Below are 25874 nucleotides of genomic sequence, written 5' to 3' on the forward strand. Positions count from 1 at the left end.
TGTCAGGCAGGCTCCTTCACGCGCTGGACGATGCTGCTCGCCAGCTTCGGCGTTACTTCGGCAAGGTGATCGAAATGCGCATCGAAATGGGCCATGCCCTGGCTCATCGACCGGATTTCAGCTTCAAGGCCCTGTAGACCCGCCTCGGGAATCAGCGCCTCGATTATGTCCCAGCCAGACCAGCCTTCGCGGGTCGTCATCCGCAGCATCTGGCCCCGGCGGCTCGCCACTGCCGAGGTCATGCGGGAAGTAGCGCCCCCCGGCGTCACGATCGTCACATGGGCGACCGGTTCGAGCAGATAAGGCGATGCTGCGGCGAGCGCATCGGCCATTGCTATCCGCCCTGCGGTGCGGAAGGCGAGTTCGGAACTGTCCACGCTGTGAAATGACCCGTCGATCAATGTCGCCGCGATATCGACCACCGGAAAGCCCAGCGGCCCCTTTGTCAGTGCGTCATGCACGCCCTTTTCAACGGCGGGTATCCACTGTTTGGGAATCGCCCCGCCGGTTATCCGCTCCTCGAAACGGACACCTTCGCCTCGTTCGAGCGGCCGAACCTCCAGCACGACATCGCCGAACTGGCCATGGCCGCCCGATTGCTTCTTGTGCCGCCCGCGCTGCGTCACCGTCTTTCGGACGGATTCCTTGTAGGCGATCGACGGCGACTGCACTGACACGGCCACGCCATAGCGGCGCTTCAGACGCCCGAGCGCAACATTGAGATGTTCGTCGCTCACGCCATGGAGCAACGTCTCGCGCGAGGCTTCGTCCTGCGCCCAGTGGAGAGCGTGATCTTCCTCTGCCAGCCGGTTGAGGGCGGTGGACAGGCGGACCTCGTCCTTGTGATCCTTTGCCGCGATCGCAAGCGCGCAATTGGTCGCGGGCCTATCCACCGTCAGGCCGGGTCCGGTGGGCTTGCAGGCGATGCCGACCAGATCGCCAGCCCGCACGCTGTCGACTTTGGCGATTCCCACGATCGCGCCGGGTTGCGCGGAGGCGATCTTGCTGGTGGCCGATCCCTGAATGGCGAATATGCCGCCAGCGCGCATGCTCTGTCCTGCGCTGTCCTGAAGCTCCGCGCCATCCGCCATTTGCCCGCCGAACAGCCGCGCTATCGCCAGCCGCCCGACTGTCGCCGCATGGGAAATCTTCAACACTTGCGCCGCCGCGCCGTCGATCCGCAGCCGCTGGGCCGTCTGCGCCGCTGACGGCGTGTCGTGCCGCAGCATCTTCAGCAGACGGCGGATGCCGAAACCGTTGGCGGCGGACCCGAACAACACCGGCACGATCAGGCCGCTCGCGGTTTCCTGCGCCAGGTCGGCGAAGATGGTCTGCAGGCTCGGCTGCTCATCCGACAGAAGCTGTTCGAGCAGGATGTCGTCATGATCGGCCAGTTGTTCGAGCATGTGGAAGCGCGCGGCGCTTTCTTCACTCTTGATATCGTCGGCGATAGGGATTGGATGAGATGGCTTGCCCGCCTCATAATGATAGGCTCTTTCCAGCGCGAGATCGACGAAGCCGTCGATATGCTCGCCCGAGCGGAGGGGTATCTGCCGGGCGACCAGCGCCGCGCTGCTCATCGGGGCAAGGGCGGTCAGCAGGTCCTGGATAGTGCCGCGCGCCTGTTCGATCTTGTTCACGAACAGGGCATGGGGCACGCCCGCGCGTTCCAGCTTGCGCAAGACCGGTTCGGCCAGCACCGCGCGTGCCGGATCGGGATCGACCACGACGATTGCGAGATCCACGGCGTTAAGAGCGATTGCCGCATCCTCGGCGAAACTCGGCGAACCCGGCGCGTCGACAAGGGAGAAGCGGTCGCCCATCCACTCGAAATGCATGATGTTCATTTCAGTGGAACTGCCGCGTTCGCGCGCTTCCGGAGTCGCGTCGCCGCTACTGGTTCCCGCCTCTACCGAGCCCTGTCGCGGGATCGTGCCGGTTGTAAATAATATTGCTTCCGCGAGGCTGGTTTTTCCCGCTCCGGCGGGGCCGATCAGCGCAATGGAGCGCGTATCAATGCCGCTCATCCTTGCTCTCCTCATCCATCTTTCTCGGCGAAGACGGTTGTCTGCGGGGGCGATGTTCTGCCTATATCGGGCTGAACGCAAGAGGGGCTGTCCTCAGCTTGCGTTAGCGGCCAGAAACGATGGCGGAGGCAGGTGTGATGTCTGACGATAGGGAACCCAGGCGCCGGAGAAATGCGAAGCGGTGGCTATGGGTGATTGTTGCCGCCTGCATCGCTCTCGCCGCGCTGATCGCCTATACCAGCCTTGAGACGCCTGAACCCTATGCACCGACGGGCGACATGCCAGTCACGGCCCAACAGGCGCAATGATGCGAAGGGTGGGGCCTGTCGCGCGAGAGGAGTGCCCATGCACATGACCGCTGCATGATCGTGCCCGATCATCCCTCGAACGCCACCGGCGTGGCTGTCCACTATGATGAACTGGACCCGGCCTATCGCCATGTCTGGGGCGATCATGTTCACCATGGCTATTGGCGTGACGGCAACGAGACGCCGGAACAGGCGACGGCAGCGCTGGTCGGGCTGGTCGAAGAGAGGCTGGCGTTGGAGCCGGGCCACCGGGTCTGTGACATTGGCTGCGGCTATGGCGCGACGGCAGCCGACCTGTTGACGCGTCACCAGGTCTTCATCCTCGGCCTGACCTTGTCGCCCGCCCAGCACGCAATCGCAAAGGATCGTTCGCCCGGCTTTTCCTGCCTTGTGCGGGACTGGCTCGACAACGGCCTTCCGTCAGCATCGTTCGACCGTGCCTATGCGATCGAAAGTTCCGAGCATATGGTGGACAAGGCACGCTTCTTCACCGAGGCGCGGCGCATATTGCGGCCGGGCGGTCGGCTGGTCGTGTGCGCCTGGCTGGAAGGAGAGTGGGTCCGACCGTGGGAAGTGCGGCGCCTGTTGCTTCCCATCTGCCGCGAAGGCCGATTGCCCAGCATGGGAAGCCGCGCCGACTATTCCGATCTGGCGGAGGTCGCTGGCTTCCGGCTGCTGGATTATCAGGACATCAGCCGACAGGTCCGGCGCACATGGTCCATATGCCTGCGCCGATTGGCCGGGAGCATGATCCGCCACCGGGACATCCGGCAATTGGCGTTCAGCCATGCCACGCAGAGCCGGGACTTCATCCTCAGCCTGCCGCGCCTGATCGTCGCGCTCCGCACAGGCGCCATGCGCTATGGCATATTCCAGTGGGAAGTCGGCTAACCCCGGCGGCGAGTGGCGGGATAGCAGGGGGGCGGGGAACCGACGGAAATGGGAAAGCTGACCACAAGATCGCGGCAGGAAGAGCAGATGGACGCGCCCGGTCTTGACCCGGCCGTCTACGAACGGGTGCTGCATGATCTGGCCCGCGTCAATCGCTGGACCTTCACGGCCTGGCCCAGCATCGCCTTCCTCAATCGCGCGATCGGCCCGGCCAGGCGTTTCCGGTTGCTCGACGTCGGGTTCGGCGAGGGGGATGTTCTGCGCGCCATCGCGCGTTGGGCGCGGCGGCGGGGGATAGAGGCGGAACTGGTCGGCGTCGATCTTAACGCAAAGAGCCTTCAGGCGGCGCGGCGCGCAACTCCTCCCGACCTCAAGATAGAGTATTGCGCGGGCGACTATCTGGACCAGCCCGAACCGTTCGACTTCATCATTTCCAGTCAGGTCGCGCACCATATGACGGATGCGCAACTTCTGACCTTTCTGCGCCATATGGAGGGGAATGCCCGGTGGGGCTGGCTGGTCTGCGACCTGCACCGCCATGGCTTTGCCCATTGGGGCTATCCCATACTCGCCCGGCTGCTGCATGTGCACAGGATCGTGCGAGAGGACGGGCGATTGTCGATCGCCCGCTCATTCAGGCGGGCCGAATGGCGCGCCCTTCTGGCAGAGGCTGGCATATCGGAGGAACAGGTGCGGATTGTTCGCCGTTTCGCCTTTCGCCTATGCGTGGAGCGCGTGCGGGATCGACCGCTTTAAGCCTTTCTGACGCGGGTCAAGGCGGCTGCGGCGGTGCCCAACGCAGGCGCGAAGCGGAGCAGGGCCATCATGGCGGCGCGGGTCATGGGAGCGGCTGCGGCATAACGCAGCGCCTCCGCGACGCCGACCGGCCTGCCGCATTCACGCCGCCATTTCCGCTGCCAGGCGGGCGCCGCTTTCGGGCCGTCGGTCAGCAGTGCGTTGGCGGCGCTCGCGCCGCTGGCAAGTGCGATGGCGATGCCGTCGCCGGCTAGTGAGGCGATGACCGCACTTTGGTCGCCGATGCGAAAGACGCCTGGGTAGCTGGGTTGCGCGCGCCAACCATAGGGCACGCCAGCGACGGCATCAAAACGGGTCGGAGGATCCGGTTTCAGCCTCTCCGCCAGCAGGGGCGCTTCCTGCGTCAGTTGCTTTAGCAGTGCCGGCACGTTTCCGGCCGCGACCAGCCGGGCGCGACTGACGGACAGGCAGAGATTGGCCGATCCATCCTCCTGCAACAGCAGTCCGGCATAGCCATCGTTGAACAGATGCATTTCGACCATATTCAACAGTGCGTCCCGCAGCGTTGCAGAGGCGGGAAGGGTGGTTCGCAGCCCAATCGATGACACGGAAAAGTCGCGCGCCATCCCGCGCAGTTCGTGCTTGCCGACGCCCAGGAACAGCGTTTTGGCGGTGATCGGATCGCCTTCATCGAACCTGACGGATCGGCTGGCCGGGTCGATGGCGCGCGCTGTCCTGCCGCGACTGACCACCGCTCCGGCAGTTGCGGCGGTTTCGATCAGGGCATTGTCGAGTATATGGCGGGAAAGGCCCGCCGCCAGGCCCGGCAGTGCGGACTCGACATAGCGGTCAGCCGTCACCAGCCGGACCCGAGAGATCGGCGCCGCGCCCAGCTTCCAGGGGTCGATACCCAGCTCCGCGAGTGCCGCGATCGCGTCCCAGCCCAGAAAACCCCCGCATACGCCATTTTGCCCTGCCGTTCGCCGCTCCACCAGATGCGGGGCGGTTCCGGCCCTGGCTAGGACGATCGCAGCGGCGGAACCGGCGGGGCCTCCACCGATGATCAGCGCCTCCTGGTCAGTGGGGGGGGTCATCAGCCCGCCCGTGTAAAGCGGAAGCCTTCGACGGCGACGCCTGGTCCGAAAGCGAGCGCGACGCCCTGACCCTGCCTGTCCTGTTCCAGCAGGTCCGCCAATATAAACATCAGCGTCGCCGAGGACATGTTGCCGTTGCGCGAGAGGATGCCGCGGGAAACCGAGAGCGCATCACCCTTGAGGTCGAGGCCATTTTCCACTGCATCGAGGATGGAGCGGCCGCCCGCATGGACAGCCCAATTGTCGATCGTCGCGGGGTCGGACGCGCCACATAGGCGATCCCTGACGCCTTCGTCACGCAAGGCGGTCTGGATACGGCCGGGAACTTCGCCCGACAGGTGCATGATAAAGCCGGTGTCGCCAATTTCCCATCGGATCAGGTCGGCCGAGTTCGCCAGATTGATGGCGAAGGGCGTCTGCATCGCAAAACCACTGTCCTGTGCGCTGACCAGAGCCGCCGCCGCTCCATCGCCAAATTGCAGCATCATGAGCAGTCTTTCCAGCTGCTGGTCCGCCTGAAGATGCAGGGAGGACAGCTCGACCGTAACGACCAGCGCCCGCGCGGCAGGTTCGGACCGGACGATATGGCGCGCCGTCCGCAGGGCCGCGACGGCCGCGTAGCAGCCCATGAAGCCCACCAAGGTACGCTCCACGCCCGAAAGGCCAAGCGCATCGGCGATGATCTGGTCGATACCCGGCGCAACGAAGCCAGTGCAGCTGGCCACCACCAGATGGGTGATCCCGTCAATGTCGGCCTTTGCCTTCAGCATGTCGATGGCGCGCAAGGCCAATGCGGGGGCAAAGCGTTGATACAGCTGCATGCGCTGGAATGTGGAAGGCGGCGCTTCGGCATAGAAGCCACCCGGATCGACCGGCGATCCGCCGCCCGGAACCGTGGGCAGGACCGACCAGCGATGATCGATGCCGCTCCGTTCGGCCATCCGGGTGAACAGGCTCCGTGTCCGTTCATCCTTCAGCTGTTGGCTGGCCCAGCGAATGAAGGGGATATGGACGTCCTGATCAGGGATCGCGCAGCCGATCGCGTTGATGCAGGCACGTCTCTCGCTCATCACATTAAACCCCTATAATCCTAGGATTTCGCACTTCGAAATAGAATCCACCCATTAGAATTTTAATTGTCCGATAATAGGTATTATGTTAATAGCTATGCCGCAGCTGTTCATGTAAACTGGACCAGTGCGAGAGGATGAGCTTGAGGGCGAGCGGATCTTTTAACAATATCTTCGAGATAAGGTTCGAATAAGCGATTGTGCATAGGATCTACTTCGCCACATGCAGTAGTTCAGGCCTTTAGTAGTTCAGGCCTTTAAACGTCGGGATATTTCCACTCTTTGCTGAAGCCACTGAGCGACAGCCTCGATACGCCCCAGCCGCCGCATATCGTCATGGGTGACCAGCCAGAAGCTCCGTGTGATCTCCACATGATTGGTCATCAAGGGAACCAAGCTCTGATCGCAGCGGGCGATGAAATCGGGAAGCACGCCTACGCCTGCTCCAGCGGCGATCATCCGGTGCTGAAGATTGATGCTGGTCGAACGTAAATTCGCCTCAAGGCCCGCCTCCACTTCGTCCAGATAATCCAGTTCGGGCGAGAATATGAACTCCGGGACGTAGCCAATCAGGGTGCATTCGTGAAGGTCTGACGGCGTTCCGGGCCGGCCCACCCGTTCCAAATAGGCGGGCGCTGCGTAAAGATGCAGCCGATAGTCGCCCAAGCGGCGTACAGTTAATCTTCCGCGTTGCGGACGTGTCAGCATCACAGCCATATCAGCCTCTCGCTTTGAGGGGTTGAGGAAGCCAGATGAGGTTATGAGGTCGAGCCGGATGCCGGGGTGTAGCTGATTGAAATCGGCCATTCCCGGTGCAAGCACCCAAGTGCCAAACCCTTCGGCGACCGAAAGTCGGACTTGGCCGGTAAGCCTGCGCTCCAATCCGCCTTCGGGTTCGACGGCCGCTAGTGCCGCGCTTTCCACCGCCTCGGCATGACCCAGCATTTCTTGGCCGCGCGTCGTCAAAACGCGATCTCCGGCCCTGACTTCGAACAGCTCCGCGCCTAGCGCAAGCTCAAGGCGAGAGAGGCGCCTCATGACCGTCGTCGCATCGACGCCGAGATTGCGAGCGGCGGCCGCGACCTTGCGTGCTCGCGCCACGGCCAAAAATACCTTAAGATCGTCCCAGTCGAACATTGGCCCCACATGCTGCAAATTTGCAGCATATACATGCAGCGATCCGGGATTGCTTACAAGAAGGCCTCTCCGTTACAGCAGCAATAGAGATTAGAGAGGAATAGTTGAATGCGTGACATCTCCCATAAGCTCGCCTTCGCGCATGACATCGCACCCACGCGCTACAGCGACATTTTTGATCCTAATAATGGCGGCGTTCAGGCCCGCGTGGCTTTGGGCGATGCCGCTCTGCTCGACAAGGCGGTGGAAGCCGCGAAGAAGGCGCAACCCGCTTGGGCGGCCGTCAATCCGCAGCGCCGCGCGCGGGTCATGTTTAACTTCAAGACCCTGGTCGAGAAGCATATGGACGAGCTGGCGCATCTGCTCAGCTCCGAACATGGCAAGGTGATCGCGGATTCGAAGGGGGACATTCAGCGCGGCCTGGAGGTCATAGAATTCTGCTGCGGCATCCCGCACGTGCTGAAGGGTGAATTTACCCAAGGTGCGGGCCCTGGCATTGATGTCTACAGCTTCCGCCAGCCGATCGGCATCGGCGCGGGCATTACGCCCTTCAACTTTCCGGGCATGATCCCGCTCTGGATGTCGGGCGTCGCCATTGCGACCGGCAACGCCTTCATCCTGAAGCCTTCGGAGCGCGACCCATCGGTGCCCGTCCGTCTGGCGGAGCTTTTCCTGGAAGCGGGCCTGCCGGAAGGCATATTGCAGGTGGTTCACGGCGACAAGGAAATGGTCGACGCCATTCTCGACCATCCCGACATCGGCGCGATCAGCTTTGTCGGTTCGTCTGACATCGCCCATTATGTCTACAAGCGCGGCGTCGACAACGGCAAGCGCGTGCAGGCAATGGGTGGGGCCAAGAACCACGGCATCGTCATGCCCGACGCTGATCTCGATCAGGTGGTGAACGATCTTTCGGGCGCGGCTTTCGGTTCGGCCGGCGAACGCTGCATGGCGCTCCCCGTCGTCACCCCGGTGGGTGAGAAGACGGCGATGGCGCTGCGCGAGAAGCTGATCCCCGCGATCGAGGCGCTGCGCGTTGGCGTTTCCACCGATCCCGACGCCCATTATGGTCCGGTCGTCACCGCCGCGCACAAGGCGAAGATCGAAAGCTATATCCAGATGGGCGTCGATGAAGGCGCGGAACTGGTCGTCGATGGACGCGGCTTTACGCTTCAGGGGCATGAGGAGGGCTTTTTCGTCGGCCCGACGCTGTTCGACCATGTGAAGCCGTCTATGCGCTCCTACAAGGAGGAGATTTTCGGCCCCGTGCTACAGATGGTGCGCGCGGAGAGCTTCGAGGAGGCACTCGCCCTCCCCAGCCAGCATCAATATGGCAATGGCGTCGCGATCTTCACCCGCAACGGCCACGCCGCCCGCGAATTTGCAGCGCGCGTCAATGTCGGCATGGTCGGCATCAACGTGCCGATCCCGGTGCCGGTCGCCTATCACACCTTCGGCGGATGGAAGCGGTCGGCCTTTGGCGACACCAACCAGCATGGCATGGAAGGCGTGAAGTTCTGGACCAAGGTCAAGACCATCACCCAGCGCTGGCCCGATGGCGGCGCCACCAGTGACAGCGCCTTCGTCATCCCGACAATGGGGTGAGGTCAGGGAGGGGGCGGCATCTTGCCGCCCCCTCCTCCGCCGTATCGGCAGGGCAAGCCTGATGCCGATGGATGCTGATCTCCGCCAGCGTGCGGGATGTGTTTGGACAATAGGCCATGACCCAGTTCGATCTGACCGACGACCAACGTACAATCCATGAGATGGCGCAGCGCTTCACGGCCGACGCGATCACCCCGCATGCTGCCGAGTGGGACGAAAAACATATCTTCCCGCGCGATACGATCCGCGCGGCGGCGGAGCTGGGCTTCGGCAGCATCTATGTGTCGGAACAGTCGGGCGGCATCGGCCTTGGACGGCTCGAAGCGGCGTTGATCATGGAAGCGATGGCTTATGGCTGTCCTTCGACCAGCGCCTTCATCTCGATCCATAATATGGGGGCGTGGATGATCGACCGTTTCGGCAGCCAAGCGTTGAAGGATAGATATCTGCCCGATCTGGTCCCGATGAGGCGGATGGCGAGCTATTGCCTGACCGAGGCCGGTGCGGGATCAGACGCCGCCGCTCTCAAGACCAAGGCGGTGCGGGATGGCGATCATTATGTCGTCACCGGATCGAAGCAGTTCATTTCCGGCGGCGGCGAGAATGACGTCTATGTTGTCATGGTCCGCACCGGAGAGGACGGACCGAAGGGCATTAGTTGCCTTGTCGTCGAAAAGGACATGCCCGGCGTCAGCTTCGGCGCGCAGGAACGCAAGCTGGGCTGGCACAGCCAGCCGACCGCGCAGGTCAATTTCGACGGTGTGCGCGTGCCGGTGGATAATCTGGTCGGTGCGGAAGGCGAAGGCTTCCGCATTGCGATGATGGGTCTGGACGGCGGCCGGCTCAACATCGGCGCCTGTTCGCTCGGCGGCGCTCAGCGCGCCATCGATGAGGCGGTACGTTACACTAAGGATCGCAAGCAGTTCGGCCAGTCGATCGCCGATTTCCAGAATACACAATTCATGCTGGCGGACATGCAGACGGAATTGGAAGCCGCGCGTACCCTGCTCTACGCCGCTGCCGTCAAGGTGACGGAGAATGCTCCCGACAAGACCCGCTTCGCCGCCATGGCGAAGCGCTTTGCCACCGATACCGGTTCGTCCGTGGTCGATCGCGCGCTGCAATTGCATGGCGGCTACGGCTATCTGATGGATTATCCGATCGAGCGCATCTGGCGCGACCTGCGCGTCCATTCGATCCTGGAAGGCACCAACCAGGTCATGCGCATGATCATTGCGCGTGACATGTTGCGCGACTGAAGAAGAAGACCATGACCGATCAAGTTCTGACCGTTATCGACCATGGGGTCGGTCGTATCCGGCTGAACCGCCCCAAGGCGATCCACGCCCTAACCCCCGACATGTGCGAGGCGATCAATCAGGCGCTGCTGACATGGCGCGATGATCCTGCGGTGGTCGCGGTCATGATCGACCATCTGCCCGCGCCCGATGGCGATCCCAAATTGTCGCGCGGCTTCTGCGCGGGCGGCGACATCGCGCTGATCGCGAACAGCGCCAAGATGGACTGCGTGGAGGCCGAGCGCTTCTTCCACGTCGAATATCGGATGAACCATCTTCTGTTCGTCTATGACAAGCCGATCGTCGCCTTCATCGATGGCATCGTCATGGGCGGCGGCGTGGGCCTGTCCCTGCCCTGCCGCTATCGCGTTGCGACCGAGCGGACGACCTTCGCCATGCCGGAAACCGGCATAGGGCTGTTCCCGGACGTGGGCGGCGGCTGGTTCCTGCCGCGCCTTCCTGGCCGGATCGGCGCCTGGCTGGCCGTTACGGGATCGCGGATCGACGGGGCGGATTGCGTGGCTATCGGCATCGCGACCCACTATGTCGGATCGGAGAAGCTCAATGCCTTGAAGGCCGCCATATTGGCCGATCCGGGCGCCTTACCGGCCCTTCTCAACCAAGCGAACGAACCCGCCCCCGACTCCCGCCTGATGGCGCAGCGCGACAGGATAGACCAACTGTTCGCGTTGGACCGGTATGAGGACATATTGGCCGCCCTGAAGACCGATGGATCGGAATGGTCGGAGAAACAGCTGGCCATACTCGCCACAAAATCCCCGCAAACGGTCAAAGTCGCGCTGCGCCAGCTCGTCGAAGGTGCTGCCATCACCGACTTCGCCGAAAATATGCGAAATGAATATCGCCTTGCCTGCCACATCATCCGCCGGCCCGACTTTATGGAGGGCGTGCGTGCGGTGATCTTCGACAAGGACAATGCCGCGCGCTGGACCCCCGCAACGCCGGAAGCGGTCGACGACGCCCTGATCGATAGTCTTTTCGCGCCGCTGGCGCCGGAAAAGGAATGGACGCCCCTGCCTCAAACAGAAAATCAGCCATGACCTATGAAACCATTCTCGCCGATCAGCGCGACGCCGTCACGCTGATCACGCTCAACCGGCCGCAGGCGCTGAACGCGCTCAACAGCCAGGTCTTGAAGGATCTGAGCGCTGCCTTCGCTGCCTATGATGCCGATCCGACCCAACGCTGCGCGGTGCTGACCGGCAGCGGTGAAAAGGCCTTCGCGGCGGGCGCCGACATCAAGGAAATGGTGGAAAAGCAGGCGGCGGACTTCTTCCTGGAGGACTTCTTCGCCGGTTGGCAGACCGGGGTGGTCGCCACTCGCAAGCCATGGATCGCGGCGGTGCAGGGGTTTGCGCTGGGCGGCGGATGTGAACTTGCGATGATGGCCGATTTCATCATTGCGGGCGACACGGCCAAGTTCGGCCAGCCCGAGATCAAGCTGGGCGTGGCGCCGGGCATGGGCGGGTCGCAGCGCCTGACCCGCGCCGTGGGCAAGGCCAAGGCGATGGAGATGTGCCTGACCGGCCGGATGATGGATGCCGCCGAAGCTGAGCGGTCGGGCTTGGTGAGCCGCATCGTGCCGGCCGCAGACCTGTTGGAGGAAGCGCTCAAGACCGCCGCGACGATCGCCGCGCTGCCGCCCATGGCCGCGATGGTGAACAAGGAAATGATCAACATCGCTTTTGAAATAGGCCTGGCCCAAGGATTGCTGACGGAGCGCCGCTTGTTCCAGATCCTCACGGCCACCGAGGATAAGAAGGAAGGCATGACCGCCTTCGTGGAAAAGCGCGCCGGCGTCTGGAAGGGCCGCTGACGAGACGAGCCGCCGCAAGCCGGCATGGCAAAGGATGGGCACCCTACTGCCCAAGGACGATCGCTGTAAGGAGCAGGATGTGACTAAGACAATCGCCTTCATCGGCTTGGGTAATATGGGCGGTGGCATGGCCGCCAATCTGGTCAAGAACGGCTTTTCCGTACGCGCCTTCGACCTGTCGGAGGATGCACTGGTCAAGGCGGAGGCGGCTGGAGCCATTCGCGCCGCCAGCGCCGCCGATGCGGTCTCCGGCGCCGATGCGGTGGTCACTATGCTACCGGCCGGCAAGCATGTCGAAGCCGTCTATAATAACGAGGTGTTCGGCGCGGCCAAGGCCGGCGCGCTGTTCCTCGATTGTTCGACCATCGACGTCGCGACTGCCCGCCGGGTCATGGCGGCAGCTCTGGCCAAGGGGTTCGAAATGGTCGATGCGCCGGTTTCCGGGGGCATTGCCGCGGCCAATGGTGGCACCCTGACCTTCATGGTCGGCGGAGAGGATGACGCCTTCGCTAAGGCGAAGCCGATACTGTCCGCCATGGGCAAGGCGGTGATCCACGCCGGTGGCGCGGGCAACGGCCAAGCGGCCAAGATCTGCAACAACATGCTGCTGGGGGCGACGATGGTCGCCACCTGCGAAGCCTTTGCCATGGCGCAGAAGATCGGCCTCGATCCCCAGACCTTCTATGACATCTCCAGTGTGTCTTCGGGACAAAGCTGGTCAATGACCAGTTATTGCCCGCTGCCCGGCGTCGGACCCCAGACGCCAGCTGATGCCGATTATCAGGGCGGGTTCGCCGTGGCGCTGATGCTCAAAGATCTCAAGCTCGCGTTGGAGGCGGCCGCCTCCGTCAATGCCAGCGTGCCCATGGGGGCTCAAGCAGAAAGCCTCTACCAACTGTTGGCGAACAAGGGCGAAGGAGGCCGCGACTTTTCGTCCATAATCCAGCTGCTCGGCTGAACCGTGCGATCAGTAAACGCAAAGCGGCTACGGAATTGATTAGCTTCCGGAGCTTAAAATTGTAGGCAGATGCGACCAACGCCACGCAATTATACATGACCAGATCCGGAATGGTCGCGAGGGGGATGCCAGACAATCTAGCGAGCATTTTCGAGCAGATGGCATTATCTGCTGGCCCGGGAAATACGGAAAACAAAGGAAAATGGAGCATGATCCGATCCAATCTGACCGGATCATGCTCTGGGGCAGGCCCAGCCTCATTCCGGCACAAGCGACGGAATTCTAAATCCAGCTCGGCATCGAAACATAATTGGGTAGCTCGCCGCGCCACCGACAGCCCCGTCATCGGACGGGCCGCTTAACGCCTGCCAATGGGGGAGCTATAGCGCTTGCTATGGTTCTATCGATTTGCTGCTAATAGTGCTCGATTACCTGCCGGTGTTTTCATTGCCTTCGCGCTGATATCCCGGGATCATTTTAGCACATATGGTCGGCCCTTAACGAACCGCGCTCATTCGGACCTGAGCAGACTGACGGCCATATTGCCGGCGTCGCGCAGTTTTACCATTTTCATGCTGTCGATCACCCACCCGTCATCGCCCTGGCGACACAATCCATAGGTAATGCGCGCCCATAATTCATAAAGGGGCGGGTCGAAATCAGCACAAAGGTTCCAGCCATAGCGGTTGGCATTGAACTCCGCGCGATCGCCTTGGATTGACACAAGGGGATTGGTGAAGCTGTGGCAGGCGAGTTTGGCCGGGAGATTGAAGGCTGCGACCTCGGCCATGAACGCCTCCGCTGCCATTTCGACTATGCTATGCCCGGCGACCACGCCGACGTCCACCGATATAGTGTTCGCGAAGAACTGTCGGAAGCGAGCCCAGTCCTTCCGGTCAACCGCATCGTCCAATTGGGTCGCGAGCCGAATGATGGCTGCTTCGTCAACGACAATGCTCATCACCTCAATATCTCGGCCAAGAGACCGCAATATGCGGGACCACCTGTCTTTCCCGATGCACCATCCTTCTCCTGCGCGAACCGCCAGCCGATGGCGAATTGCCTTTGTTTAAGCAAGGGCGCTATTGACGTCACCTCTTTTCATGGCACCAGGCGGAAAAGAATCCGTCTTGGCTGACGAAGTGCGAATTCCGCATCGTGCGACCGCGCGATCGGTTCTTTGACAAAGCCATCCACCGGCGTATCACCCCTCCGGAAGCACGACAGGTGAAGCATAACGGGAGAGTGCCTCATGCAATATTCAACCTTGGGCAATTCGGGTCTTCTGGTGTCTCGCCTCGCATTCGGCGCGATGACTTTCACGCAGGGCAACAGCGACTTGGCGCAGGTCTACAAGGTCGGCGCCGAACTCGCCGATCAACTGGTCGGCCGGTCGCTTGATGCCGGGGTCAATTTCTTCGACACAGCCGATGTTTACGCTCGCGGTGAATCGGAAACATTGTTGGGACAGGCGTTGCGGTCGCGGCGCAAGGACGTGGTCATCGCCACCAAGGTCGGTGGCCGGACCGGCGATCCGCTCACACAATCTGGCCTGTCGCGCCGCCATATACTGGCGTCGGTGGATGACAGTCTGCGGCGGCTCGGCACGGACTGGATCGACGTCTACATCGTCCATCGCGAAGATCCGCTGACCCCGCTGGAAGAAACGCTGGAGGCGCTGGACAGCATCGTACGTGCGGGCAAGGTGCGTTATCTCGGCTTTTCCAACTGGTCGGCATGGCGGGTGGCCGCCGCGATGGAGATTCAACGCACCAATGGCCTCGCGCGCTTCTGCCATGGGCAGGTCTATTATTCACTGCTCGGCCGCGACGTGGAGCGCGACATGGTGCCGATGGCGCAACGCTATGGCCTGGGCCTCACCCTGTGGAGCCCCCTCGCCTTCGGCTTTCTCAGCGGTAAATATACGCCCGAGATGCTGGCCGATCCGCAAACCCGCATCGGCAGCTTCAACCTGTTGCCATTCGATCGGCAAGCCGGTTTTGCGGTGCTGGAACGGCTGCGCGACATCGCCTCTGCCCATGGCGCCAGCGTGGCGCAGGTGGCGCTTGCCTGGCTGCTTGCCCGCCCGGCCGTGACCAGCGTGCTGATGGGGGCGAGCAAGGTCGAGCAGCTCGATGACAATCTGGGCGCCGCATCGCTGTCTCTGTCCGATCAGGAGATCGCCGCGTTGGACGCCGCCACGCCGCTGCCGCCGGTGTATCCCCACTGGTATATTGATCGGTTCGTCGACGAACCGGCGCTCAAGGCCCTCGGTCGCCTCTAAGCCACGAAGGGAGGGGCGCGCGCTCCTCCCCCACCGTTGCAGCCGCTGCTATGCCGGCTCCGTCAGCAGAACCGGCTGGCGCACCGCTTCGACCACGACCGGCACACCATTGAGGACAGTCGTCGCGGAGGGCACGTCCAGATCGCTCTCATCGATGATCGCGTTGGCGTTGACGCCAATCGTACGGTTGGCGACGCGCTGGCGGGTGTCGCGCATCGTGTGGCCCCAGCCATGCGGCAGGCTGACGACGCCCGGCATGATTTCGTCACTCACCACCACCGGCGCGATCACCTCCCCGATATGCGTCGTAACCCGAGCCTGATCGCCCGTCTCCAGGCCCAGCCGTTCGGCATCCTGGGGATGGACCAGCAACGTGCAGCGGTTCTTGCCCTTCACCAGCAGTTCGACATTGTGCATCCAGGCATTTTTCGACCGTATGTCGCGCCGCCCGATCATCAGCATCGTGTCGGGTCTTTCCATTTCCGCCATGAAGGCCTCGAGCCGTGGCAGATCATCGAGCAACTGCGGCGGCGCGAGATCGATCCTGGCATCCGGCGTCTTGAGCACCGCCGGGATCATGCCCGCATCGAGCGGCCCGAAGTCCACCCCATGGGGATAGGAGCGGACCTTATCCAGAGTGAGGCCGTCGGGCACCCGCCCAAAGGCGTCACCCATCGGGCCACCCCGGATCAGAATGTCGAACAGCCGGTCCTGCCCCGGCTCTTCGCCGATGATCGCGCGCGCATCGTCGATCGGCACATCGCGGCATTCGGGACGCCCGTTCGCGATCGCGGTGGCGAGCATCTCGCGGACATATTCCTCCTCGATCTCGGCCGTGCTGATGCCACGGAGACGCGCGGCGATGCCCGCGAAAATCTGCCAGTCGTGCGGCGTGTCACCTTCCGGCGGGAAGATCGGCGGCGCCCATTTGATGAACTTGTGGATCGTCTCATAAGCCGTCACCGCCGCGAAATCGCTATGTTCGGCATAGGAAGGACCGGGAATGATGATGTCGGCGTGACGGGTCGTCTCATTCACATAGATGTCGAGCGAGAGCATGAAATCCAGCCCGTCAAAGGCGCGTTGTAGCTTCGCCGCATTGGGATTGGACAGGATGACATTGCCCGCCTGCGTCACCAAACCGCGCACCTGCCCGTCGCCCGGCACCAGCATTTCGTCCGCCAGCGCGGCGCAGGGCAGCATCCCGATCGCCTCGGGCAGCTTCTTCACCCGCGAACGCCAGCGGCCGATGGGGAACACGCCTTCGGGCGTGCAATTATCCTCCCACAGCGTGCCCATGGGGATGCCGCCGCCCGAAAACAGGTTGCCGCCCTCGCGGTCCATATTGCCGCTGATGGTGTTGAGCGCATCGATCAACCAGGAAGTGAGCGTGCCGAAACGCTGCGTGCAGGTGCCCGTGCGGCCATAGATCGCTGCGCCATCGGCGGTGGCGAATTCGCGCGCAATGCGGCGGATGGTATCGGCGGGGACCGAAGTGATCTGTTCCACACGCTCGGCCGGATAGCGACCCGCGGCTTCCACAAGGGCATCGAGATTCTTCACATGCGCCGCCACGGAGCCAAGATCGATCAACCCCTCCCGCGCCAGCACATCGACCATGGCGAACAGCAGATAGGCATCCGTGCCGGGGCGTACCGCGACATATTCGTCGGCGATCTGCGCCGTTTCGGTGCGGCGCGGGTCGATAACCACCACGCGGCCTCCCCGCTTGCGAATATCCTCCAGCCGCCGCTTCATGCCCGGCGCGACCATCATGCTGCCCTGGCTGACGACCGGATTGTTGCCGATGACGATCAGATAATTGGTGCGGTCAAGATCCGCGAGCGGCTGGAGCGTCGGCCCGCCGAACATGTAGGAGGCGCTGACATATTTAGGGATCTGGTCGAGCGTGCCCGGCGTATAGAATTGGTTGGTCTGCAACGCGCGGATCAGCAACGGGCCGTAAAGCAGGAAGGGCGCCTTGTGGCCCGACGGGTTGCCCAGATAATAGGCGATGCTGTTCGGCCCATGCGTCTTGAGCAGCGCGCCGAGCCGGTCGGCGGCCTCGTCCATCGCCTCGTCCCAGCCGATCTCCTCCCAATCCTTGCCCCGGCGGCGGACCGGACGGCGCAGCCTGTCTGGGTCGGAATGAAGCTGCGTGAGGCCATAGGATTTGGGGCAGATGAAGCCCTGGCTGAAAGGATCTTCCGGATCGCCACGGACATCCAGGATCGTGCGGTTGCCATGGTCGGCCTGTACACGGATGCCACACGCCGCTTCGCAAAAGGGGCATGAACGGTGATGCAGGCGCACGTCTTCTGTCATTCCTCATCCTCATGGCATGGCGCGCTTTCGCGGCTCGTCGGCTCCTTATGCCTCATAGTATGGCGGCGCACCATATCTCGCGGGCCGACCCATGCAGGCCGACAAGAAATCTGCATTTTTCAGCTCTTCCCATAGCATATGCGCAGCCGCGGGGCGCCGGGCCTTATGGAGATGGCGGCCCTTACCGAACAGCGCCTTGTTGAAGAACTGGGGGCCGATCGCGCCAGGAATTCGCATCGCAGATGTATGACGTGGATGAAAGCTATCTGCTGGCCGGGTTCGACGCGATGGAGGCGGAATGCGGTTCCATCGACGGCTATCTCGCATCTCTGGTCTGGACGAGGATCGCGGGGAGAGCTTTGCGGATGCGACTGCTCGTCTAACGGCCATTCAGTTCCAGCGCGCCTTCTTGGACGTCTGGCCGACGCCGGGATTGAAGCTGTTGCACGGATCCAGCGAGCGGTAAAAGTCGGCAAGCGCCGGTTTCGCCGGGTAGAGGTGGCCGACATTATGCTCGGCCGGATATTCCGCGCGCCGAGCATCCAGAAGCGCCCACATGCGATGCTCCAGTTCCAGCGGATCGCAGCCTTTGCGCACTACATAATCCTGGTGGAAAACATGGCAAAAGAAATGGCCATAATAGAGTTTCCGCACGATCTGCGCGTCGATCTCCGGCGGCAATATTTCCATCCAGTCGGTGGCGTTCCGTGGCAGGGCAATATCGAGCGCCACGATATCCTCCACCGTCTCGGGATGGACCGTCCGATATCGCACCGCCGCCCCTGCCGCGACGAAGCGATGCAGGAACGCTTTCTCCGCCTCCTGCGCCGTGCAGACGAACATGTCGCCGGCCGCGGAAGGAAAGATGGATGAAAGATAGGCAGCCGTGGCCTTCGCTTCATCCTTCGCCACTTTGAGCAGCAGATGATGTTCATAGCGCGCACGCCATTCGCGCATCCGGGCAGGCAGATGCAATGGCAGCCAGCCTGCAATCCGCTGCAGCAGCCGATCGGAAAAGCCAGGCTTCATACCCATCCGCGCCGCCATGCGGTTGACGCGCGTCTGAAGCCGGGCGAGTTGCGGCAAGCGGCTGGTGCCCAGCAGCCGGATCGCCACGAAACTGTCCTTTCCATATTCCGCCGCCAGATCGAAAACGTCGCGATGCAAATATTCGGCCGAAATCGGCAATGTCGGGAAGGTAGTCAACATGTGACGGCGGATGGCCGTCAGTTCGGCCGGATCGTTCGTGCCGATGTAGAAGGTCCGTGCTTCGCTTTCGATCGGGAACGTGTCCAGCCTGACCGCGAATATGATCACATGCCCCGCGCTGCCCGCCGCTTCCTTCAACCTTCGCGGATCGGCGTTGAAGCGGGCGGGCCTGTCGCTGTGGATGTCGCGAACGTGCCGATCATAATCAGGGTCCGACGCGTGGCCGACGTCGAGCGCCACATCAGACGGCGCGAAATGCCCGGCTTCGATCTGCCGCAGCATGTCTTCGGGCTTACCCTCCAGCCGAATGCCCAGATGATTGACAAGGCGCAGTACGCCATCCTCGCCGCGCTGGGCGTAGAGCGCGAGTTGGGTAAATGCAGGCCCGCGACGGATCAGCGCGCCACCGCTGTTGTTGCAGACGCCGCCGACCACCGACGCGCCGAAGCAGGACGACCCGATCACCGAATGCGGCTCACGGCCAAGCGGTCGCAGCTTGGCTTCCAGAGCGTGCAAGGTCGCGCCGGGAAGGCAGACCACCTGCCGACCTTCATCGATCACATGGATGCTGTCCATCGCCAGCGTGCTGATGATGACGATATCGCGATCATAGTCATCGCCATTGGGCGTGGAGCCCCCGGTCAATCCGGTGTTCGCAGCCTGCATAATGACGATCACCTCCGCCTCGACACAGGCTTCGACTACTCGCCACATGTCTACGAGGCTCTGCGGCTGCACCACGGCGAGGGCCGCCCCGCTGCCGAACCGGAAGCCAGAGCGATAGGGAAGCGTTGCGGCGACGTCGGTTTCTACCCGCGCGGCACCGACGATTGATCGTAGTCTCTCAACGAACTTGGTCATTACGACTTGCATCTTCCTTGCCTTGGGCGCCGTCCTACGCTCTATTCGCCGTAACGCAAAATTTCGTGCTGATCGATCGATCAATATTGCAGCGGCACAGCAATGTGGGCTTGCCAAGAGCGGCTGGTCCAAAGGAGAGTTGATATGGGCTTGGGAGTCATCGTGGCAGGAGGTTCCGGCGCACTGGGACGGTCGGTCGTGCAGGAACTCGCCAGCCGCGGCTGGAATGTCGCTGTCGTTGACCTGGCCCCGGCAGCGCTCGAGGGTGCGGCGCAGGTTTCGATCGGCGGCGTCGACCTCGCGGACGAGGCCGCCGTCACCCGCGCCTATCAGGATGCTGCCGAACGGCTGGGCGGGCTGGCCGGGCTGGTCAATGTGGCAGGTGGCTTTATCTGGGAACCTCTCGAAAACGGCTCGATGGACAGCTGGGACCGAATGTATCGGATGAACCTGCGCACCGCCGCCGTTTCGGCCCGCGCGGCGCTGCCGCATCTGTTGCGCAACGGGGGCGCGATCGTCAATGTGGGCGCGGCGGCAGCCAATCAGGCGATGATGGGCATGGCCCCCTATGCATCCTCCAAGGCAGGCGTACGTGCGCTGACCGAAAGTCTGGCGGACGAATTCAAGGCGCGCGGAATTCGGGTCAATGCCGTGCTGCCGACCATCATCGACACGCCCGCCAATCGCCGCGACATGCCCGATGCCGATCCTTCGGCCTGGGTCAGGCCGGAAGCGGCAGCGCGGGTCATCGCCTTTCTGCTGTCGCAGGAGTCCGCTTGCATGACGGGGTGCAACCTGCAACTGTCGCTCCACGGCTGAGGCCAGCCGCCTATTATGCGGCCGCCGCTGCGCCATCGCCCATTCCCAAAAAAAAGCGCATTGATCGCCCGGTAAGCGCGTTCGGCGGCTTCTGGTTCATACTCCCCGGGCATGCCAGATTGCAGACTTCAGCTAAACGGGATCGATCGCAAGCCGCTGCCCAAGGTCGAAGCGGACGTATTCACCCCGAAGGCCAAGGTATCGGGCAAGGCCTGAAGATGGAATAACCCGGTCGGACCTTTCGGGGACTGCCGGTACCCTGCACGGCCTGCAACAGTGGCGGGACGGGATTGTCTGGCACGTCCTCGCGCCAGCGCACCGAGCCGAAGGGGCGTTCTAGCATGCGCCGGACCAGCCGTCCGCCTTATAGGCAAAAGCGCGAGCCAGAAGAGCTGTCGGCATGGGTATCGCGACTGCGCTGGCGCAGATAGTCGAGCCATGTCGGGCAGTGGAACCGCTCCGTCCAGATCTCCGGATCGGCTAGGTGGCGGGCGATCGCCCAGGCATAGGCGCCGCTGCGTCGGCGGATGAACTGGACATCCTACATCACGCTGTGGAAAGCACGGGCATCGTGCCGCGCCACCCGATACTCGATCCAGACGACGGTCGGACCGCTCCGATCGGTAATAGCCAGGTCGACACGCGGTGCCTCCAGCGGGTCGATCTCTTCGCCTACGGGCTCGAGTGCGCGTGGCAGAGGCAGCAGCCATCCGGCGCCAAGCGAGAATGCCTGCGGCCAGCAATGTCCCGTCGACATGAATCCATTGGGCCAAATGGCCCCCAGCCCCAGCTGCCGACCGCGACCGCCGTCTGGAATGCCGCCAGCGCCCGCCCGGCTACCCAGCGGGGTGACACGGTCTGAATAACGATGTCGAGGATGGTGATGGAGATCATCCACGACGCCCGGCGACCATCAACATCATGTTCCTATTTCGATCGGGCCGTTACAGCGGACTATTTGCGTGGTCGGTCGCTCCGAAAATCCACCGCGCATTAGGCGGGCGAGGGCAGCGCTTCCAGCATGTAGATTTGCGTTTTCGCGCCGGCACGGCGCGCCTCGGCATAGGGCTGATATTCGGGGCAGGCGAGGAAAGTGCGCACCGCCTCTGCCGTGGGAAAGTCGAACACGGCCAACGTATCGGGAGCCTTCCTCTCACCCTCCATCAGTTCGGGAGGGGTGGCAAGGGCAAGGTAACGGCCGCCATAGGCTGTGACCAAGGACGGAACCCCGCGGCGATATTCTTCGCGCCAGGATTGATCGCTGTAGACAAGTTCGACGATCAGATAGACCGACATGCACCCTCTCCTCGTGCGTCCAGCACGGCTGTTATCAGCCGCGCTTCGACCATGCCAAGCCTACGTCATTCCTTGATCGGTTCCAGCCGCACGACCGGGATCTGGCGATCGGCCCGTGCCTGATATTTGGCATAGACATGATGGAGATCGGTGATCTTCTTCCAGGCACGCGCTCTTTCATCGCCTTCCAGCACCCGCGCGCGGGCTTTGATCGGGGGCGCACCCACCCGGATTTCGCATTCTGGATTGGCCTGCAGGTTCAGGAACCAGACTGGATGATCGACATTGCCGCCCTTCGACCCGATGATGAGATAGCCATCGCCATCATCGACATACAACAGGGGAACATGGCGCGGTTCACCGCTCTTGCGCCCGATGGTAGTGAGCAGCAGCGTCGTGGCCTCGCCCGGCAGCCCGACTGGTCGCGCGTCCCACATATGGGCGGCTTCAGGATCGGTCAGATACTGCTTGATGTGCGCCGCGATCAGCGCATTGATGTCCTTGGGAATGTCATCGAACTTCGGCGTGGACATGATTTCCTCCTGAAACAGGCATTGGGCGGGCAGGGAATGCGACGAGCGCAAAGGACAGGATGATCGGCAGGAAGCCCAACACGTATCCGAGGGTTGGGATCGCCGCGAAGCTTGCAGCCTGAAGGCTCCACATCAGCCAGGCAGAGACGAGGATCGCTCCCAGCCCGCACAGCGCCCGTCCCGGGGCCGAGACGGGAGCAGCGGCGACGACGCCCGCCCGGCCGCCGAGGAAAAAGCGCTGCCAATCCCCGTTCGCCTGACTGACTGCGCGCAGTACATAGATGGCGACGACGACGTTGCCCCACCACATCACCATCCAGATCCAGGCGATCGTGTCCAGCAGGCGTCCGCCTTTTTCCCGAAGGGCCATCCAGCTCACCATGAATAACAGGCCCGTGACCAGATCATTGTTGATGAAAAGCTGCCACGGGTCGCCCGACCCGGCAAGAAAAGTATCGAAGCCGACGCCATGATGAAGGCCGCTGTTCAGCAACACATTCGCAATATTGGCGCCCATGATCGCGATCACGATCCAGGCAATCACTCGCACTGTAGTCATGGCAGTCCCTTCCCCCCGCTCACGACGGCTTATTTTTGCTGCGACATTTTCCAGACATAATCGTTCCACTGGACTTCCTGGCTTTCGCCATAGCCCTTCTTGCCGTTCCAGTCCCATTCGACAAGGCCGAGATGACATGTCATGTTGGACCAGCCGCCCCAAGGCGCCTGCGCGATCAGCTTGCCCGTGATATGATAGCTATCGCCCTGCTCATCCTCGAAAGTGTAGTCGTGGGTGATGGGACTGCGCCGGTCGGGAGTGCGGACGGTGATTTTCGATGAATTGCGCACGCGGCGCTGCTCGCCTTTCACAACCACCCAGCCGTCGTTGAAGATGCGCGCGGGCACCGGCATGACATCCTTCCACTCCGGATCGCGATCGGGATCATCATGCGAACCGACGTTGAAGGCGAATTCCTCGCCAAAGGTGCCCGTGACCCAGGTATAGGGCGGCGCCGGGTTGTGATTTTCCGGGCGCGGTTCCCCCCAGCTGCGATCGCGCACGGCCAGACAGTCGACCTTGTACGTCGCGCCGCGCAGGACCAGATCGCCCGTCACATGCATCACCTGTTCGAAATGCTTGTTGTTGGCGCGCATGATCGGCACGCCCACGGCCCGCATTTCGACATTGATGCTGGTTTCCCGCTGCGGATCGTCAAAGGTCATCCGCACATGTTCCAGCGGCACGATGGTTTGCATGCGCATGCTGTTGGGCAACTGGATATCGCTGCCGTCGCCCACGGCATCCATCGACATATAGTCGCGGATATCGAACAGTTCGGCTTGCAGATGACTGGTCTTCATGCCCTGATAGACCATCAGCCCGGACGTCACGACCTTCAGCGTCGGATGCACCCAGCAATAGGCGAAGCAGTTGATGGCTGCTTCCGGCACATGGAAGTTCCAAAACCAGGTTTCCGTCAGTGAGTCGACCGGTTCACCGACTCCATGGTAAAATTCATCCTCGGCGACATGCTTGCCGAAGCCCTGGCCCAGATTGCTGTTCCAATCGGTCTCCGACATACGCTCTCCATCCGCTTGCATGATCCCGTGGCGGAAGAGAATAGGACGCTGGCAAATGATATGCTAGCGTTATTTTGCCGCTCTAGGGCAGCGAGAGGAAAGAAGAGCAATGATCGACGGCCTTGCCTATGAAGCCGCCTGCAGCCTGAGCGGGCGCGTCGCCCTGGTCTTGGGGGCTGCGAGCCGCATGGCAATCGACATGCTGATTACGCTGCATCTGTCCGGGCCCGGTGGAAACCGGCCTGACCCGGAGATTTTCCGCCGAGGACCGAGCGACCTTCGCCCGGCGCAGGACCGCGCTCGGGCGCTACGGCCGTCCTGAGGAGCTGGCGCACATGATCCTGAGCCTCTGCCTAGCGGAATGGGCCTTCGTCACCGGCGCCGTTATTCCGGTCGATGGCGGCTTGACCGCGCGAGATACATGAATGAGTGGCGGTTACTCGCATATGTGATGCTCTTGATGGCACTCGGTGTTGCGCGCGCTCCCGGAGAATGCTAGTAGTAATCCAGCATACCATTAGAATGCCCGGATCAGCAGACCCCAGGCATCGCAAGAAGAGGAAACGAAATCGTGGCAACCACGCTGAACAAGGACCGTATCCGCGGTTATGGGAGCAAGGATCGGCCGCTGCTGAGCGAACTGTGGGAGAAGGATTCCGTAGGGGCAAATGACGCCATGCGCGCCCGCGGTGATTATGAGCCGGACAACCGGCAGATCGACTACCGCCGCTATTACCACCCCGAATTCTTCAAGCTGGAACTGGAAAAGATCTGGTCCAAGCAGTGGATCTTTGCCTGCCGGGAGGAGGATATCCCGGAGGTCGGCGATCGCTTGCCGCTGCAGGTCGGATCGCATTCCTATTTCATCGTCCGGTCCGAACAGGACGAATTTCGCGCTTTCTACAACAGCTGCCTGCATCGCGGGACGATGCTGTGCGCGAAGAAGGAATCGGCCGAAACGATCCGCTGCCCCTATCATGCCTGGGAATGGAATGTGGACGGGCGGCTGAAGCGGATTCCCAGCCATTGGGACTTTCCGGACATCACGCGCCTCAATGGCTCCCTGCCGGAAATCAGGCTGGAGCGCTGGGGCGGCTTTATCTTCGTCAATGCCGACAAGGATGCGCGCCCGCTGTTGGAGGCGCTGGGGCCCATGCCCGCGCATTTCAAGGACTTCGCGCCTGAAAAGCGCTATACCAAGGCCCGGTTCCGCAAACTGGTCCATGCCAACTGGAAGATCACGCAGGAAGCCTTCCAGGAATCCTATCACCTCTATGCGACGCATCCGGAAGGCGTTCCCTTCACCGGCGACAGCCAGTCGCAATATGATATCTTCACCACGCCCATGGGCGCAGTAGCGCGCGAAGCCGTGCCTTCGGCGGTGCCAAGCATGCATGCGGACGCTTCGGCGACCACGCTGATGGCGGGCCTGGCCTTCGCGCAGGTGCAGCAGGCATGGCATTATCCCAACGCCACCATGCCGGAGCTGGACCCTGAAGGGGACATTCGCGCCCAGGTCGCGAAATGGGCTCGTGACGTCTATGAGCAGACCTATGGTCGGCTCAATGGCCAGCCAGACGCCGTCATGCTCGACAGCGCGCTCTACTTCCTCTACCCGCATTTCACGTTGTGGCTGTCGGAAGCGGTGCCGTTCGTTTACCAGTTCCTGCCCCATGAGAGCGATCCGAATTACTGCTATTTCGACGTTCGCCTGCTGATGCCCTATGCGGAAGGACAGCCACGTCCCCCGGCCGCCGAAGTGATCGAAATCGGCGAGCATGAAAGCATCGCGGAAAAGGCACCGGCCTACAGCTTCCTGGGCATGATCTTCGATCAGGACATGAGCAATCTGCCGCTGATCCAGAAAGGCCTGAAGGCCGCCGATCCGAGCGCGCCGCATTCACGCTTGGGCGCCTATCAGGAAGGCATGATCCAGGCATGGCACGAACTGATCGACCGCGATCTCAATCGCTGATCCGATCCTG

At 62.3% G+C, this 25874-nt stretch carries 27 protein-coding genes and 1 pseudogene; 14 read left to right on the forward strand and 14 right to left on the reverse strand.

Translation table 11 applies throughout. The features are described from left to right. Positions 1 to 2: 2 nt before the first annotated feature. Positions 3 to 2027, reverse strand: coding sequence for an elongation factor G (locus K663_RS16970; protein WP_083535987.1), 2025 nt, complete (start codon positions 2025 to 2027; stop codon positions 3 to 5). A 137-nt stretch (positions 2028 to 2164) separates the two neighbouring features. On the opposite strand from K663_RS16970, the gene K663_RS24405 reads away from it, so the two are divergent. Genes K663_RS24405 through K663_RS16985 form a run of 3 tightly spaced genes read left to right on the forward strand, consistent with a single transcriptional unit; the run spans position 2165 to position 3982 of the window. After that, positions 2165 to 2335 (forward strand): hypothetical protein, encoded by a 171-nt coding sequence (locus tag K663_RS24405; protein ID WP_158511208.1) that lies wholly within the window; start codon positions 2165 to 2167, stop codon positions 2333 to 2335. A 54-nt stretch (positions 2336 to 2389) separates the two neighbouring features. Then, positions 2390 to 3226, forward strand: coding sequence for a class I SAM-dependent methyltransferase (locus K663_RS16980; protein ID WP_062121243.1), 837 nt, complete (start codon positions 2390 to 2392; stop codon positions 3224 to 3226). Positions 3227 to 3274: 48 nt separating this feature from the next. Next, entirely contained in the window at positions 3275 to 3982 is a 708-nt protein-coding gene (locus tag K663_RS16985; protein ID WP_062121244.1) for a methyltransferase domain-containing protein, read from the forward strand. On the opposite strand, the gene K663_RS16990 is transcribed toward K663_RS16985, so the two are convergent. From K663_RS16990 to K663_RS17000, 3 genes are all read right to left on the reverse strand, one after another. Further along, positions 3979 to 5076: an NAD(P)/FAD-dependent oxidoreductase gene (locus K663_RS16990; protein WP_062121245.1), complete on the reverse strand. Its 1098-nt coding sequence runs from the start codon at positions 5074 to 5076 to the stop codon at positions 3979 to 3981. The two genes, K663_RS16985 and K663_RS16990, sit on opposite strands and share 4 nt — an antisense overlap. Continuing rightward, positions 5076 to 6146, reverse strand: coding sequence for a type III polyketide synthase (locus K663_RS16995; RefSeq protein WP_062121246.1), 1071 nt, complete (start codon positions 6144 to 6146; stop codon positions 5076 to 5078). The genes K663_RS16990 and K663_RS16995 overlap by 1 nt, the downstream gene beginning before the upstream one ends. Positions 6147 to 6395: 249 nt before the next feature. Next, on the reverse strand, positions 6396 to 7283 hold the full coding sequence (locus K663_RS17000) for a LysR family transcriptional regulator (protein WP_062121247.1): 888 nt from the start codon (positions 7281 to 7283) through the stop codon (positions 6396 to 6398). Positions 7284 to 7391: 108 nt separating this feature from the next. Here K663_RS17000 and K663_RS17005 point away from each other — a divergent pair, with 108 nt between their 5' ends. From K663_RS17005 to mmsB, 5 genes are all read left to right on the forward strand, one after another. Continuing rightward, the gene (locus K663_RS17005; protein ID WP_062121248.1) at positions 7392 to 8888 is read left to right on the forward strand and encodes a CoA-acylating methylmalonate-semialdehyde dehydrogenase; all 1497 of its coding nucleotides are present in this window, start codon (positions 7392 to 7394) and stop codon (positions 8886 to 8888) included. A 116-nt stretch (positions 8889 to 9004) separates the two neighbouring features. Next, entirely contained in the window at positions 9005 to 10147 is a 1143-nt protein-coding gene (locus K663_RS17010; protein ID WP_062121249.1) for an acyl-CoA dehydrogenase family protein, read from the forward strand. 11 nt (positions 10148 to 10158) lie between these two features. Further along, positions 10159 to 11247 (forward strand): enoyl-CoA hydratase/isomerase family protein, encoded by a 1089-nt coding sequence (locus tag K663_RS17015; protein ID WP_062121250.1) that lies wholly within the window; start codon positions 10159 to 10161, stop codon positions 11245 to 11247. Further along, positions 11244 to 12023, forward strand: a complete 780-nt coding sequence (locus K663_RS17020; RefSeq protein WP_062121251.1) for an enoyl-CoA hydratase-related protein — start codon at positions 11244 to 11246, stop codon at positions 12021 to 12023. The genes K663_RS17015 and K663_RS17020 overlap by 4 nt, the downstream gene beginning before the upstream one ends. A 34-nt stretch (positions 12024 to 12057) precedes the next feature. Further along, positions 12058 to 12981: a 3-hydroxyisobutyrate dehydrogenase gene (gene mmsB, locus K663_RS17025; RefSeq protein ID WP_335339102.1), complete on the forward strand. Its 924-nt coding sequence runs from the start codon at positions 12058 to 12060 to the stop codon at positions 12979 to 12981. A gap of 511 nt (positions 12982 to 13492) precedes the next feature. Here mmsB and K663_RS17030 read toward each other — a convergent pair. Next, positions 13493 to 13942: a nuclear transport factor 2 family protein gene (locus K663_RS17030; protein WP_062121252.1), complete on the reverse strand. Its 450-nt coding sequence runs from the start codon at positions 13940 to 13942 to the stop codon at positions 13493 to 13495. Positions 13943 to 14233: 291 nt separating this feature from the next. Between K663_RS17030 and K663_RS17035 the strand changes: the two genes are divergently transcribed. Continuing rightward, positions 14234 to 15265: an aldo/keto reductase gene (locus K663_RS17035; protein WP_062121253.1), complete on the forward strand. Its 1032-nt coding sequence runs from the start codon at positions 14234 to 14236 to the stop codon at positions 15263 to 15265. Positions 15266 to 15313: 48 nt separating this feature from the next. Here the strand turns inward: K663_RS17035 and K663_RS17040 are convergent, their stop codons facing one another. Then, positions 15314 to 17590, reverse strand: a complete 2277-nt coding sequence (locus K663_RS17040; RefSeq protein WP_062121254.1) for a molybdopterin-dependent oxidoreductase — start codon at positions 17588 to 17590, stop codon at positions 15314 to 15316. Between the two features lie 236 nt (positions 17591 to 17826). Here K663_RS17040 and K663_RS23970 point away from each other — a divergent pair. After that, positions 17827 to 17973, forward strand: a pseudogene (locus K663_RS23970) (hypothetical protein); the annotation flags it as partial. A 7-nt stretch (positions 17974 to 17980) separates the two neighbouring features. On the opposite strand, the gene dld reads toward K663_RS23970, so the two are convergent. Next, on the reverse strand, positions 17981 to 19660 hold the full coding sequence (gene dld / locus K663_RS17050) for a D-lactate dehydrogenase (protein WP_201026713.1): 1680 nt from the start codon (positions 19658 to 19660) through the stop codon (positions 17981 to 17983). 144 nt (positions 19661 to 19804) lie between these two features. Between dld and K663_RS17055 the strand changes: the two genes are divergently transcribed. Next, positions 19805 to 20479, forward strand: coding sequence for an SDR family NAD(P)-dependent oxidoreductase (locus K663_RS17055; RefSeq protein WP_062121257.1), 675 nt, complete (start codon positions 19805 to 19807; stop codon positions 20477 to 20479). Positions 20480 to 20843: 364 nt separating this feature from the next. On the opposite strand, the gene K663_RS25290 is transcribed toward K663_RS17055, so the two are convergent. The 7 genes from K663_RS25290 to K663_RS17080 all read right to left on the reverse strand — a co-directional run bounded on the left by K663_RS25290 (position 20844) and on the right by K663_RS17080 (position 23889). Then, positions 20844 to 21008 (reverse strand): MFS transporter, encoded by a 165-nt coding sequence (locus K663_RS25290; RefSeq protein ID WP_083536041.1) that lies wholly within the window; start codon positions 21006 to 21008, stop codon positions 20844 to 20846. A gap of 12 nt (positions 21009 to 21020) precedes the next feature. After that, positions 21021 to 21236 carry an MFS transporter gene (locus K663_RS23975; protein ID WP_145902353.1) on the reverse strand — a complete coding sequence of 72 codons (216 nt, stop codon included), beginning with the start codon at positions 21234 to 21236 and terminating at the stop codon, positions 21021 to 21023. Then, on the reverse strand, positions 21152 to 21373 hold the full coding sequence (locus tag K663_RS25295; protein ID WP_145902354.1) for an MFS transporter: 222 nt from the start codon (positions 21371 to 21373) through the stop codon (positions 21152 to 21154). Before K663_RS25295 ends, K663_RS23975 begins: the two co-directional genes overlap by 85 nt. Positions 21374 to 21472: 99 nt before the next feature. After that, positions 21473 to 21775: a DUF1330 domain-containing protein gene (locus K663_RS17065; RefSeq protein WP_062121259.1), complete on the reverse strand. Its 303-nt coding sequence runs from the start codon at positions 21773 to 21775 to the stop codon at positions 21473 to 21475. 65 nt (positions 21776 to 21840) lie between these two features. Next, the gene (locus tag K663_RS17070; RefSeq protein ID WP_062121260.1) at positions 21841 to 22308 is read right to left on the reverse strand and encodes a nitroreductase family deazaflavin-dependent oxidoreductase; all 468 of its coding nucleotides are present in this window, start codon (positions 22306 to 22308) and stop codon (positions 21841 to 21843) included. Next, positions 22286 to 22867 (reverse strand): hypothetical protein, encoded by a 582-nt coding sequence (locus K663_RS17075; protein ID WP_145902355.1) that lies wholly within the window; start codon positions 22865 to 22867, stop codon positions 22286 to 22288. The genes K663_RS17070 and K663_RS17075 overlap by 23 nt, the downstream gene beginning before the upstream one ends. A gap of 29 nt (positions 22868 to 22896) precedes the next feature. Then, positions 22897 to 23889, reverse strand: coding sequence for a DUF7064 domain-containing protein (locus tag K663_RS17080; RefSeq protein ID WP_062121262.1), 993 nt, complete (start codon positions 23887 to 23889; stop codon positions 22897 to 22899). A 109-nt stretch (positions 23890 to 23998) separates the two neighbouring features. Here K663_RS17080 and K663_RS24935 point away from each other — a divergent pair, with 109 nt between their 5' ends. The 3 genes from K663_RS24935 (at position 23999) to K663_RS17090 (ending at position 25864) form a co-directional block, all read left to right on the forward strand. Further along, entirely contained in the window at positions 23999 to 24211 is a 213-nt protein-coding gene (locus K663_RS24935) for a hypothetical protein (RefSeq protein WP_062121263.1), read from the forward strand. Next, entirely contained in the window at positions 24120 to 24314 is a 195-nt protein-coding gene (locus K663_RS23430) for an SDR family oxidoreductase (protein ID WP_235589597.1), read from the forward strand. Before K663_RS24935 ends, K663_RS23430 begins: the two co-directional genes overlap by 92 nt. Before the next feature lie 146 nt (positions 24315 to 24460). After that, positions 24461 to 25864 (forward strand): aromatic ring-hydroxylating oxygenase subunit alpha, encoded by a 1404-nt coding sequence (locus K663_RS17090; protein WP_062121264.1) that lies wholly within the window; start codon positions 24461 to 24463, stop codon positions 25862 to 25864. Positions 25865 to 25874: the final 10 nt, after the last annotated feature.

Origin of the sequence: Sphingobium sp. MI1205 (genome assembly GCF_001563285.1) — a bacterium.
In the GTDB taxonomy this organism is placed as follows: Bacteria; Pseudomonadota; Alphaproteobacteria; order Sphingomonadales; family Sphingomonadaceae; genus Sphingobium.